The 12352-nt window shown below is 70.7% G+C and carries 12 protein-coding genes; 9 read left to right on the top strand and 3 right to left on the bottom strand.

The window, feature by feature from the left end:
- Window positions 1-48 precede the first annotated feature (48 nt).
- The 4 genes from QZX79_RS01320 (at window position 49) to QZX79_RS01305 (ending at window position 4200) form a co-directional block, all read left to right on the top strand.
- On the top strand, window positions 49-963 hold the full coding sequence (locus tag QZX79_RS01320; protein WP_294563574.1) for an aldose 1-epimerase family protein: 915 nt from the start codon (window positions 49-51) through the stop codon (window positions 961-963).
- Window positions 964-997: 34 nt separating this feature from the next.
- A complete protein-coding gene (locus QZX79_RS01315; RefSeq protein WP_294563572.1) occupies window positions 998-2296 on the top strand; it encodes an AI-2E family transporter in 1299 nt (432 codons plus the stop codon).
- Window positions 2297-2366: 70 nt separating this feature from the next.
- On the top strand, window positions 2367-3611 hold the full coding sequence (gene ilvA / locus QZX79_RS01310) for a threonine ammonia-lyase (RefSeq protein ID WP_294563614.1): 1245 nt from the start codon (window positions 2367-2369) through the stop codon (window positions 3609-3611).
- Between the two features lies 1 nt (window position 3612).
- Window positions 3613-4200 (top strand): rhomboid family intramembrane serine protease, encoded by a 588-nt coding sequence (locus QZX79_RS01305; protein WP_120166983.1) that lies wholly within the window; start codon window positions 3613-3615, stop codon window positions 4198-4200.
- Between the two features lie 36 nt (window positions 4201-4236).
- Here QZX79_RS01305 and greA read toward each other — a convergent pair whose 3' ends face one another.
- Together greA and QZX79_RS01295 are read right to left on the bottom strand one after the other, a co-directional pair.
- Complete coding sequence (gene greA, locus QZX79_RS01300; RefSeq protein WP_120166981.1) at window positions 4237-4728, bottom strand: transcription elongation factor GreA; 492 nt, start codon at window positions 4726-4728, stop codon at window positions 4237-4239.
- A gap of 401 nt (window positions 4729-5129) precedes the next feature.
- Window positions 5130-5558 (bottom strand): DUF4307 domain-containing protein, encoded by a 429-nt coding sequence (locus QZX79_RS01295; protein ID WP_294563567.1) that lies wholly within the window; start codon window positions 5556-5558, stop codon window positions 5130-5132.
- Window positions 5559-5645: 87 nt separating this feature from the next.
- Between QZX79_RS01295 and mca the strand changes: the two genes are divergently transcribed.
- The 3 genes from mca to QZX79_RS01280 all read left to right on the top strand — a co-directional run bounded on the left by mca (window position 5646) and on the right by QZX79_RS01280 (window position 9114).
- Window positions 5646-6569, top strand: coding sequence for a mycothiol conjugate amidase Mca (gene mca / locus QZX79_RS01290; protein WP_294563565.1), 924 nt, complete (start codon window positions 5646-5648; stop codon window positions 6567-6569).
- A 64-nt stretch (window positions 6570-6633) separates the two neighbouring features.
- Entirely contained in the window at window positions 6634-6993 is a 360-nt protein-coding gene (locus tag QZX79_RS01285) for a hypothetical protein (protein ID WP_294563563.1), read from the top strand.
- A gap of 3 nt (window positions 6994-6996) precedes the next feature.
- Window positions 6997-9114, top strand: a complete 2118-nt coding sequence (locus QZX79_RS01280) for a thioredoxin domain-containing protein (protein WP_294563561.1) — start codon at window positions 6997-6999, stop codon at window positions 9112-9114.
- Window positions 9115-9127: 13 nt separating this feature from the next.
- Here the strand turns inward: QZX79_RS01280 and QZX79_RS01275 are convergent, their stop codons facing one another.
- Window positions 9128-9781 carry a hemolysin III family protein gene (locus tag QZX79_RS01275; RefSeq protein WP_366484649.1) on the bottom strand — a complete coding sequence of 218 codons (654 nt, stop codon included), beginning with the start codon at window positions 9779-9781 and terminating at the stop codon, window positions 9128-9130.
- 235 nt (window positions 9782-10016) lie between these two features.
- On the opposite strand from QZX79_RS01275, the gene QZX79_RS01270 reads away from it, so the two are divergent.
- Both QZX79_RS01270 and QZX79_RS01265 read left to right on the top strand, forming a co-directional pair.
- The gene (locus QZX79_RS01270; RefSeq protein ID WP_294563612.1) at window positions 10017-10778 is read left to right on the top strand and encodes an isoprenyl transferase; all 762 of its coding nucleotides are present in this window, start codon (window positions 10017-10019) and stop codon (window positions 10776-10778) included.
- A gap of 114 nt (window positions 10779-10892) precedes the next feature.
- Window positions 10893-12338 (top strand): PhoH family protein, encoded by a 1446-nt coding sequence (locus QZX79_RS01265; protein ID WP_294563557.1) that lies wholly within the window; start codon window positions 10893-10895, stop codon window positions 12336-12338.
- Window positions 12339-12352 lie beyond the last annotated feature (14 nt).

Here is a 12352-nt window from a genome sequence, read left to right as displayed (position 1 = left end):
CTGCCGTCCGGGCGGGCGCGCTCATCCCGGCGGCGGTAGCATCGGTGCATGGATACTCCGCGGCGGCCGGCCTCCGGCACGAACTACCTCCTGACCTCCGGCAGTTCCACGGTGGTGATCGCCTCCCTCGCGGCGGCCCTCCGCTCCTACACCGTGGACGGGGTGCAGCTGACCGAGACCTGGGGTGAGAATTCGATTCCCGCCGGCGGCGCGGGGATTCTCCTCGCCCCCTGGGCCAACCGCGTCGACCGCGGACTGTGGACGCTGGATGGCGCCGAGCAGCGCCTCGACATCACCGAGCCGTCCAAGGGCAACGCCAGCCACGGACTGCTGCGCAACACCGGCTACTACGCCCAGTCGGTGGCCGAGGACGCCGTCGTCCTGGCCGCCGAGATCTTCCCCCAGCACGGCTACCCGTTCCACCTGACCCACACCGCGTCCTACGAGCTCAACGGCGGGGGACTGCAGGTCACCCAGTCGCTGACCAACCACTCCGACGCCCGGGCACCGTTCGGCCTGGGCGCCCACCCCTACCTGAAGATCTCCGGGGTGCCCACCGAGGACCTCACCCTCACCGTGAACGCCGACACCGTCTTCGACACCGACGAACGCTCAATTCCCGTGGGCCGGGTGTCGGTCTCCGGCGACCGGGACCTGCGCGGCGGGAAGCGGGTCGGCGACATCGAGTTCGATTCGGCCTTCACCGGGCTCACCACCGTCGACGGACGCTTCGAGCACACCCTCACCGCGCCGGACGGCCGGTCGGTCACCCTGTGGGCCGACCCGGAGTTCGAGTTCGTGCATGTGTTCATCAGCCGGACCTACCCGGGGGTTGACCGGGCGGTCGCCGTCGAACCGATGACGGCGCCGGCCAACGCCTTCAACTCGGGCCACGGCCTGAGGTGGCTCGAGCCCGGGACGACCTTCGCTGCCCGGTGGGGAATCCGCCCGCGTCTCGGATAACTCGCGGCGCAGGCTTGTGTGGAAAGATTGGCTCATGCAGCGACTCTCCGGAGGTTTCCCCAAGCGGGCCCTCCAGCGCGCCGTTCCCGCCGCCGCCACCCCCGGCGCCGCTGACGGCGCGGCTGCACCACCCGCCACCGCCCCCACCGGGGCGGGCGGCCCCGCCGGAAAGTCCTCCCGCGCATCCCGCGGTGCTGACGGCGGAGCCCCTGCACGGCGCGGACGTTCGGCGCCCCAGGACGACGTTCCCTACGCCTTGAGGGTCGGCGCCGCCTGGTCCTGGCGCGTGGGCATTGTCGTGGTCGTCGCCGGCGTCCTGATCTGGCTGCTCAGCCACATCACGCTGATCGTCATCCCCCTGATGATTGCGGGCCTGCTCGCTTCGCTGCTGCTGCCGCTGACCACCTTCATGATCCGCCACAAGGTGCCCACCGGGCTGGCGGTCACCCTCACGGTCCTCGGGCTCGTCGTCCTCGTCGTCGGAGCGCTCTCACTCGTCGGCCGGCAGCTGGCGCTGGGCTTCTCGAGCCTGTGGGGGGAGACCCGCACCGGGATCGAGCAGATCCTCGCCGGACTGTCCGACGGGCCGCTGAACATCACCACGGACGAGGTGGTCGGTTTCCTGCAGGAGGCAGGGGACGCCCTCCAGAACAACGGTGGAACCATCGTCAGCGGGGCGTTGTCTTTCGGGTCGAGCGCCGGACACTTCGCGGCCGGTTCGCTGCTGACGCTGTTCGCCCTGTTCTTCTTCCTGATCGACGGCGGACGGATCTGGCGCTTTCTTGTCGATCTGGCCCCGGTGCGCGCCCGGGCGGCGATTGACGGCGCGGGCCGGCGCGGCTGGACCTCGATGGGCAGCTATGTCCGGGTCCAGCTGCTCGTCGCCTTCGTTGACGCCGCCTGCATCGGTGCAGGTGCGGCCATCATCGGTGTACCGCTGGCCCTCCCGCTGGCGGTGCTGGTGTTCATCGGCTCCTTCATCCCGATCGTTGGAGCCCTCGCCACCGGTATCGTCGCGGTGCTGCTGGCCCTGGTGGCCAACGGCTGGGTCAACGCCCTGATCATGCTCGCGATCGTGCTCATCGTCCAGCAACTCGAGGGAAACTTCCTGCAGCCGATGATCATGGGGCCGGCGGTCGCCCTGCACCCCCTCGCGGTGGTGCTCGCGGTGACCGGGGGCACCCTCGTCGCGGGGATTCCGGGCGCCCTGTTCTCCGTGCCGCTGCTCGCCGTGCTGAACACCTCCGTGAAATACATTGCGCGGCGGGCCTGGGAGACCGACCCTGCCCTGAGCGGGTCGCACCCGGCCCCGGGTCCGCTGCCGCTCCCCTAACCCCGAAAAGGAACACCCTGTGACAGAGCAGACCGCCCTCGGCGCCGCGTCCACCCACACCCTCGAAGAGATGTCCCGGCTTCCGGTGACCCTCGGGGACATCGAGGCCGCCCAGGAGCTGCTGGCGGGCGTCATTGCGCGGACCCCCATCGAGGAGTCCCGGGCGCTGGGCCGGCTCATTGGGGCCAACGTCTGGCTCAAGTGCGAGAACCTCCAGCGGGCCGGCTCCTTCAAGGTGCGCGGGGCCTACACCCGGATGGCGAAGCTCACCCCGGCCGAACGCGCCCGCGGCGTGGTCGCGGCCAGCGCCGGCAACCACGCCCAGGGTGTGGCGGTTGCGGCCAGCCGGCTGGGCATCCAGGCCCGGATCTTCATGCCGCTGGGGGTGGCGCTGCCCAAGCTCGCCGCCACCCGCGGACACGGCGCGGAGGTGGTCCTCCACGGGCACAACGTGGACGAGGCGCTGGCCGAAGCCAAGCGCTACGCCGACGAGACCGGCGCGGTCTTCGTCCACCCCTTCGACAATGTCGACGTCGTCGCCGGGCAGGGAACGATCGGCCTTGAAATCCTCGAGCAGTGCCCCGAGGTCGACACCATCCTGATGGGCGTGGGGGGCGGCGGGCTCCTGGCCGGGGTGGCTGTGGCGGTCAAGGCCCGGGCGCGCGAACTCGGCCGGAACATCCGCATCATCGGCGTGCAGGCCGAAAACGCCGCCGCCTACCCGCCCTCGCTCGCCGCCGACGCGCTCGTGCCCCTGACGAAGGTCTCGACCATCGCCGACGGCATCGCCGTGGGCCGGCCGGGCCAGCTGCCGTTCTCCATCATCCGCGAACTCGTTGACGACGTCGTCACCGTCAGCGAGGACTCCCTCGCGCGGGCCCTGATCTTCCTGCTCGAACGCACCAAGATGGTCGTCGAACCGGCCGGCGCCGTCGGGGTCGCCGCGCTGCTCGACGGCAAGCTCACCGAGAACGGCGTCCTGCCGGGCAACACCGCCGTCGTGCTCTCCGGGGGCAACATCGACCCCATGCTGATGCTTAAGGTGATCCAGCGCGGCCTCGCCGCCGCCGGCCGCTACCTCGTGGTCCGCATGCTGCTCGATGACCGGCCCGGCTCGCTGGCCACGATCTCGCGGATCATCGCCGAATCCGACGCCAACGTCACCGGCGTGGACCACACCCGGGTGGGCGGCTCCATCAGCATGGGCGACGTCGCCATCACCATCAATATGGAGACCAAGGGCGATGAGCACTGCGAACAGGTCCTGAGCAACCTGCGGGCCGAAGGTTTCCAGCCCGTCGTGATCCAGGGCTGAGATGCTGGCCCGGCGCGCGAAGCTCGGCCTCACCACCGTCCTGGCCTTTGCCGCGGTGCTGTGGGCGCTCTACCTCATCGACACGTTCTCCGGGCGGGGGCTTACCTCGGTCCTCGCCATTGAACCGCGCCGGGTCCGCGGGCTTGACGGGATCCTGTTCGCACCCCTGCTCCACGGCGGCGTCGGTCACCTGCTGAGCAATACGCTGCCGCTGGTGGTGCTCGGGTTCCTCGCGTTCCTCGAGGGCCTCCGGCGGTTCGCGGTGGCCCTGGGCACCAGCTGGCTGGCCAGCGGGCTCGGCGTCTGGCTCACCGGCGGAGGGCTGACCATCGGCGCCTCGGGGGTGGTGTTCGGCCTGTTCACGTACCTTGTGGCCCGCGGCTTCTACAACCGCAACTGGAGGCAGATCCTCCTGGCGGTGCTGCTGTTCCTGATGTACGGGTCGATCCTCTGGGGGGTCCTGCCCGTGGTCGGCTCGAACGTCTCGTGGCAGGCGCACCTGTTCGGCGCCCTCGGCGGAATCCTCGCGGCGTTCCTGCTGCGGAAGCGGCCCGTCCCTTCCGGAACGGGCCGCGTCCTGCGCCGCTGAGCCGCCGCCGGCCGGGCCGGCTGCGGGGGAGTGCTGCTAGCCCGCGTAGGGCTTGGCGGAGAGAATCTCCACAGTGATGTTCCGGCCGTTGGGTGCGGTGTAGCTGACGGTGTCGCCGGCCTTCTTGCCCTGGATGGCGGCACCGAGGGGCGAGCGCTCGCTGTAGACGTCGATGTCGGTGTCTCCGGCAACCTCGCGGCTGCCCAGGAGGAAGGACTCGACGTCGCCGGCGATCTTCGCCTCGACCATCATGCCGGGCTCCACCACGCCGTCGTCGGCGGGCGCCTGGCCGACCTGGGCGTTGTTGAGCAGCTCGGTGAGCTGGCGAATGCGGGCCTCGGCCTTGCCCTGCTCCTCCTTGGCGGCGTGGTAGCCGCCGTTCTCCTTGAGGTCTCCCTCGGAGCGGGCCTGCTCGATGCGAGCAACGATCTCTGTGCGCCCGGGCCCGGAGAGGTGTTCCAGCTCGGCCTTGAGGCGCGTGTAGGACTCCTGCGTGAGCCAGGCAACGGGTGCGCTGTTAGTCGACACGGGGCATCTCCTTAGGTATGTCCGGACCCGCTGAGGCGGGCCGGCTCTTGATGTTCTGCCGCCGGCCGGCACTGAAAGGCCGACCACAAGCAAGAACCCCGCCGTCTGGGTGACCGCGGGGGTCTCCGTCGGGGCGGGGTGGGTATGCCTCCAGTCTAGTCAGCACTTGCAGATAACCCAAGAAAAAACCCAGCGCCCTTCTTTTTGCCCCGGCCCTTGCGACGCCGGGGCGGGTTCGGGGGCGCGGTTTCCCGCCGAGTGTGCAGCTCACCACCCTTTGGGCGGGGCGAAGCGTGGTGAGCTGCAGTTTCGGCGGATGGCCCTCCCGCCGAGTGTGCAGCTCACCACCCTTTGGGCGGGACGAAGCGTGGTGACATGCAGTTTCGGCGGGCGGAAACCCGTCAGTCGCGGGTTCCGGCGATCCAGCAGCTGTCCACGCCGCCCGAAACGCCCGGGGAGTCGGTGCGCAGCTCGACCTGCTGCGCCGTCGTGCGCCCGCCGCCGGCACCCGCGGGCCCGATGGTCACAACCTTCCACCCGACGACGGCGTAGTTTTCGCTCAGCACCTGCACCGCGCAGTGGGCGGTGGCGTCGGTGGGCTTGGTCACCTCGAAGTCCACCCGTGCCTGCTCGTCGGAGGAGAAGGAGAACCCGACGTCCTTAAAGGAAACCCGCGGGCCCACGTTGGAAAAGGCGAAGATTCCAATGGCGATGACGGCCGCGGCGAGGGCGCCGATGACCCACCAGCGGCGCCGTCCGGCCGCACGGACCGGCTTGGGGGCACCGTAGCGATTGGCTACTCTTGGGGTAGGCGCATTTCCGGAGCTCACCTCCGTATTTTACCGTCGATTCGCTGGGCGGTTTGCCTGCGCCGCGGACCGCACCCCTGCCTCACCCGACCCTCACCAGGAGCCTCCTTGTTCAGCACGGATAACCCCGCCGCGTCCCGTTCCGGCTTCCGCCTCCTGGCGGTCCATGCCCACCCCGACGACGAGTCGAGCAAGGGCGCGGCGACCATGGCGAAGTACGCGGCCGCCGGCGTCGACGTGCTCGTTGCCACCTGCACGGGAGGCGAACGCGGATCCATCCTGAACGCGGCAATGGAGGGCGACCCCCACGCCCGGCGCGACCTGGCCGGGCTGCGGCGCCTGGAGATGGCCCGCGCCGCGGAGATCCTCTCGGTGAAGCAGCGCTGGCTGGGCTTTGCCGACTCGGGGCTGCCCGAAGGGGACCCGCTGCCGGACCTGCCGGTGGGCTGCTTCGCCCTGCAGCCGCTGGAACGCGCCGCCGCGCCGCTGGTCCGGCTCGTGCGGGAGTTCCGCCCGCACGTGATCCTCAGCTATGACGAGAACGGCGGGTATCCCCACCCGGACCACATCATGGCCCACCGGGTCGCCGTCGAGGCTTTCGAGGCGGCAGCGGACCCCTCCCGCTACCCCGGCACCGGCGAGGCCTGGCGCGTCGACAAGCTCTACTACGACCGCGCCTTCAACCCCGAGCGTTTCCGTGCCCTGCACTTCGCCCTCGAGGAGGCAGGGATCCAGTCGCCCTACTCCGAGCGCATCGCCCAGTGGCTCGAGGCCGACGCCGAGGGGCACCAGCCGCCGGCACCCACGCACGCGACCACCACGCAGATCGATGCCGGCGACTACTTCGGACTGCGGGACAAGGCGCTGATGTCGCACCGCACGCAGGTCGACCCCGAGGGGTTCTTCTTCGCCGTCTCCGCCGACATGCAGCGCAAGGTGTGGCCCTGGGAGGACTATTCGCTGATCCACTCCCACGTTGGGTCCACCCTTCCGGAGGATGACCTGTTCGCCGGAATACCGGAGCCGCGCTGAGCCCGGGCCACGTAGAATTGGAAGGTGGCGGGCTTTCCGCCGTCGGATGTGAAAGTGGTGCAAAGTGAACCTCCCGCTCAACCTGGCCGCCGCCGTGGCTTCCTCGACCGGGGATGACCTTCGGCCGGGTCTCGACCCGGAGTCCGTGACGCCGGGAACCCTGGGCTTCATCTTCACCGTGGTGATCGTCGTCGCCGTCATCTTCCTCATCCGGGATATGAGCAAGCGGGTCCGCCGCGTCCGGTACAACTCAATGCTCGACGAGAACGGGGCCGGACCCGATGCCGCCCGCCCGGCAGCACAGAACCGGCCGGAGTCCACAGATCGTCCGGAGTCCACAGACCGTCCGGAGTCAACGAACCGGTCCGAGTCCGGTCCGGGCGCAGGCACCGGGACGGCTCCCGGAACGGCCGGACGGGACTGACCGGTGGGCGGGCGGCTGAAGGCGCAGGCGTCGGCCTACCTCCGCCAGCACGCGGACAACCCGGTCGACTGGTGGCCGTTCGGGGATGAGGCGTTCGCAGAGGCCCGCATCCGGGACGTTCCGGTGTTCCTCTCCGTCGGCTACGCCGCCTGCCACTGGTGCCACGTCATGGCCCATGAGTCCTTCGAGGACGACGTCGTGGCACAGTACCTCAACCAGCGGTTCGTCAGCATCAAGGTGGACCGCGAGGAGCGCCCGGACGTCGACGCCGTCTACATGGGGGCGACCCAGGCCATGACCGGCCAGGGCGGGTGGCCGATGAGCGTCTTCGCCCTCCCCGATGGCCGCGCCTTTTTCGCCGGAACCTACTTCCCACCCCTGCCCATTGCCGGGCGCCCGTCCTTCCGCCAGGTCCTCGAAGCGGTCTCCGAGGCGTGGGACCAGCGCAGGGAGGAGGTCGAGCGCAGCGCCGCGGCGCTCGCCGAGGGCCTGGGCGCGGCGCAGCGGCAGAAGAGCGACCTCGTCGGAGTCCTCGGCCTGGACTGGGAACCGGATCCGGTGCGCATCCCCGCCGGGTCCGGCACACCCGTCGACGACGCACTGCTTGAGGCGGCGGTGCGCGCCCTGGCCGAAGGGGAGGACCGGGTGTACGCCGGCTTCGGCGGCGCGCCCAAGTTCCCGCCCTCCACCGCGCTCCGGTTCGTGCTCGCCCACGCCCGGAGCGCCTCCGCCACGGCCGAAGAGGCCGCCGGGCTCGCCGGCCGGACCCTCGAGGCCATGGCCGTCTCCGGTATCTACGACCGCGTTGGCGGCGGCTTTGCCCGCTACGCGGTCGACCGGGCCTGGGCGGTGCCCCACTTCGAGAAGATGCTCTACGACAATGCCCAGCTGCTGCGCCTCTACGCCGAATTCGCGCTGACCGCGCGCACCGACGGCCAGCGGGCGCTCGCCGCCGACGTCGTTCGCGGCACGGCGCAGTGGCTGCTCGGGGAGATGGTGGTCGACGGCGGCGCCTTCGCCTCATCGCTCGACGCCGACACGATCATCGACGGGCGCTCGGTCGAGGGCGGGACCTACACCTGGACCCGCGGGGAGCTGGAGGCCGCGCTCGGCGCCGACGCGCAGGCCGTCACGGACCTGTTCGACACCGCCGCCGGCGCCGTCGAGGACGGCGCCTTCACCCTGCACGCCGGAAGGGCCTTCACCGCCGCCGAACGCCGGGTCTGGGACCGGGCGGCACCCCGGCTCCGCGCGGCCCGCGCGGCGCGCCCGCAGCCGGGCCGCGACAGCAAGGTCGTGGCGGGGTGGAACGGCCTGGCCATCGCGGCGCTGGCCGACTCCGGGGCGGCCCTTGGCGAGCGGCAGCTGATCGACGCGGCCGCCGCCGCGGCCTCCTACCTGCTGAAGGTGCACTGGGACGGCGCGGTGCTGCGCCGGGTTTCCCACGAGGGGAGCGCCATCGGCATCGAGGGACTCCTCGAGGACTACGCCGGCTGCGCGGAGGGACTCTTCGCCCTGTTCGCCGCGACGGGGGACACCGCCTGGTACACCGCCGCGGAGCGGCTCCTGCTCACCGCCGAACGGCGGTTCCTGCGCGGCGGACGCCTGGCCGACTCCGCCTCCCCGGACGGGCCGCTGCTCGCCGCCCAGGGCTCCGAGGAGGGCTCCGACCCCCTCGACGGCCCCACCCCGAGCGGCACGGCGCTGTTCGCCGCGGCCCTGCTCACCTACTCCGCCTACAGCGGGTCCGCCCGGCACCGGGCCCTGTCCGCCGAGATCCTGCGCTACGCGGCCCATCTGGCCGACCGCGCCCCGTCCGCCGTCGGCTGGGCGCTGGCCGCGGCCCAGGCCTTCGCCGCCGGCCCGCAGGAGCTCGCCGTCGTCGGGGGAACACCCGAGGCCGCGGCGGCGCTCGCCGACGCGGGACGGCGTTTCGGCCGGGCCGGCCTGGTCCTCGCCCCTGCGGGTCCGGACGGCGCGGCGGACGGTGCCGTGCCGCTGCTCGCGGGCAGGACGCCGGGGGAGGCCGGGGCATCGCGGGCCTATCTGTGCCGGGGGATGGTCTGCCAGCGCCCGGTTGAAACCCCGGCGGAACTCGTGGAACTCCTGTCGGCGCCCTGAGGGCGGCCGCGGGTCAGGCGGTGGCAGGGTCGAGCACGGCGAGCAGGATTGCCGTGAAATGGGCGGCGAACGCGGCCACGGTGAAGGCGTGGAAAAGCTCGTGGAAGCCGAAGCGTTCGACGCTGAAGTTCGGGCGGCGCAGCGCGTAGAACACCGCCCCGGCGATGTAGAGCGCGCCGCCGGCCAGGATGAGCACCGTGACCAGCGGGTCGGCCGCCCAGAACGCGGGGAGGTAGAACAGGGCGCCCATGCCAAGGGCCACATAGACCGGCACGTAGAGCCAGCGCGGCGCGTTGAGCCACAGGATCCGGAACAGGACCCCGATGAGCGCGCCCGCCCAGATGATCCACAGCAGGGTCACCGCGGTGCTGCGCTCGAGCATCGCCCAGGCCAGCGGCGTATAGGACCCGGCGATGACCAGCATGATGTTGGTGTGGTCCAGCCGCTTGAGCACCAGGCGCGTCCGCGCACTCCAGTTCCCGCGGTGGTAGACCGCGCTGACTCCAAAGAGCAGGACGCCGGTGGCGGCATAGACCGCCGATGCCACCCGGAGTCCGCCCGTCGGGGCGGCGAGGATGAGCACGATGCCCGCCGCGAAGGCCAGGGGAGTGGCGACCGCATGGATCCAGCCACGCCAGGACGGCTTCGCCGCCAGGGCCTCGGCCACGTCGTCGAGGGCCGCCTCCACCGGTCCCGGCCGGTCCGAGGGGGCTGGCTTCTTCCGGCGCTGAGAAGGCGAAGTCATGCAAAGAGAGTAACCTACGGTCGCGTAAGTTACCGACGGGTAGCGATGTGGGAGGGTCAACCTCCGGGTGATTTCCCGCCGGGCCGGTACCGTAGGGGTAGCGCTCCCGAAGGCGCGCGGACATTGGACCGAAAGGAAGGGCGACCCGGGCGTGTTCCTGAAAATCCCAGAATTCGCCTACAGCTTTTATGAGCGGCGGCTCCAGCGGGGGCTGAGCCCGGCGCGCATTCCGCACCACATCGGCGTCATGGTCGACGGCAACCGGCGGTGGGCGAAACTCGCCGGCGCCCCGACGAGCCACGGGCACCAGGCCGGGGCCGACAAGATCCACGAGTTCCTCGGCTGGTGCGAGGAACTCGGCGTGGACGTCGTCACCCTCTACATGCTCTCCACCGACAATATGGGCCGGCCGCAGGAGGAGATCGAGCAGCTCCTCGACATCATCGCCAACACCCTCGACCGGCTCGGCGAGAGCCACCGGGTCCGCGTCCAGCCCGTGGGCGCCCTCGAACTGCTCCCCGAGGACCTCGCCGGGAAGCTTGCGGACCTCGCGGCCCAGACAGCGGAGATCGATGGAGTCCACGTCAACGTCGCCGTGGGCTACGGCGGACGGCGGGAGATCGTCGACGCCGTCAAGGAACTCCTGCTGAACTCCGCGGAGAAGGGTAAATCCCTCGAGCAGCTCGCGGGGGAGCTGACCGATGAGCACATCTCGTCGTTCCTCTACACGCGCGGCCAGCAGGATCCCGACCTGGTCATCCGCACCTCGGGGGAGCAGCGCCTCTCCGGGTTCCTGATGTGGCAGAGCGCGTACAGCGAGTTCTACTTCTGCGAGGCGCTCTGGCCGGACTTCCGCCGCGTCGACTTCCTCCGCGCCCTGCGCGACTTCGGGCGCCGGCAGCGCCGCTTCGGTTCATAACGGTTCATCGGCAATTCATTTTCGACACGGGTTTTCTGCTGCTCGTCCCGGCCGCTGTCGGCGTAGTCTTTCTCCATCCACCGGCGCCTCCGCCGGCGGACGGAGAGGCCGCCCATGACGCCGGAACGCACACCCGTTCCGCACAGCCCGGGGAGGCCGGACCCGGCCTCGGCCCGGGCCGCCTCGCCCCACCTCGAACTCGGGGTGCCCGCACCCCGGAGCGGAGTCCACGTGGCACCATCCAACACCTCCCCATCTCCGGCCGCCGATGGCCGGCGCAGCTACGTCATCGACACCTCGGTCCTGCTGTCGGACCCGCGGGCGGTGCTGCGGTTCGCCGAGCACGAGGTGATCCTTCCCGTCGTCGTCATCTCCGAGCTCGAGGGCAAGCGCCACGACCCGGAGCTCGGCTACTTCGCGCGGAAGGCGCTGCGGCTGCTCGATGACCTGCGGGTCAAACATGGCGGGCTGGACACGGCGGTCCCTCTCGGGGAAGAGGGCGGAACGCTGAAGGTCGAGCTCAACCATGTCTCGCCGGAGGTCCTTCCTGTCGGGTTCCGCAGCGCCGACAACGACGCACGGATCCTGGCCGTGGCCAAGCACCTCTCCCTCGAGGGCCGGGACGTCACCGTGGTCTCGAAGGACCTGCCCATGCGGGTCAAGGCCTCCGCCATGGGACTGCTGGCCGACGAGTACCGCAATGAACTCGTCAAGGACTCGGGCTGGACCGGGGTGGCCGAACTCGATGTGTCGGTGGAGGACCTCAACGCCCTCTACGACCACCGGCCGGTGCACTCGGACGCCGGCGCGGAGCTGCCCGTCAACACCGGTACGATCCTCCATTCGCCCCGCGGTTCGGGGCTGGCGCGGGTCGGTGCGGACAAACAGCTCCGCGTGGTGCGGGCCGACCGGGACGTCTTCGGGCTCTCCGGCCGCTCCGCCGAACAGCGCCTGGCGATCGACCTGCTGCTCGATAAGGAGGTCGGCATCGTGTCCCTGGGCGGACGGGCAGGCACCGGCAAGTCGGCGCTGGCCCTGTGCGCAGGGCTGGAGGCCGTCCTGGAGCGGCGGGAGCACCGCAAGGTCGTCGTCTTCCGGCCGCTGTACGCCGTGGGCGGGCAGGAGCTCGGGTACCTTCCCGGCAGCGAGAACGACAAGATGAACCCGTGGGCGCAGGCGGTCTTCGACACCCTCGGCGCGCTGGTCTCGCAGGAGGTCGTCGAGGAGGTGCTCGACCGCGGCATGCTCGAGGTGCTTCCGCTGACCCACATCCGCGGGCGCAGCCTCCACGACTCCTTCGTCATCGTCGATGAGGCGCAGTCCCTCGAGAAGAACGTGCTCCTGACGGTGATGAGCCGGATCGGGCAAAACTCGCGGGTCGTACTCACCCACGACATCGCCCAGCGCGACAACCTTCGGGTGGGCCGGCACGACGGCATCGCCGCCGTCGTCGAGACCCTGAAGGGCCACCCCCTGTTCGGGCACATCACCCTCACGCGGTCGGAGCGCTCGCCCATCGCGGCGCTGGTCACCGACCTGCTCGAAGGCGCCGAGATCTAGGGGCGCACTTTGGG

It is taken from the genome of uncultured Arthrobacter sp., from assembly GCF_902805515.1.
In the GTDB taxonomy this organism is placed as follows: domain Bacteria; phylum Actinomycetota; class Actinomycetes; order Actinomycetales; family Micrococcaceae; genus Arthrobacter_D.
The sequence above is the reverse complement of the archived record's forward strand: the minus strand, read 5'-3'. Positions and strand labels throughout refer to the sequence as shown.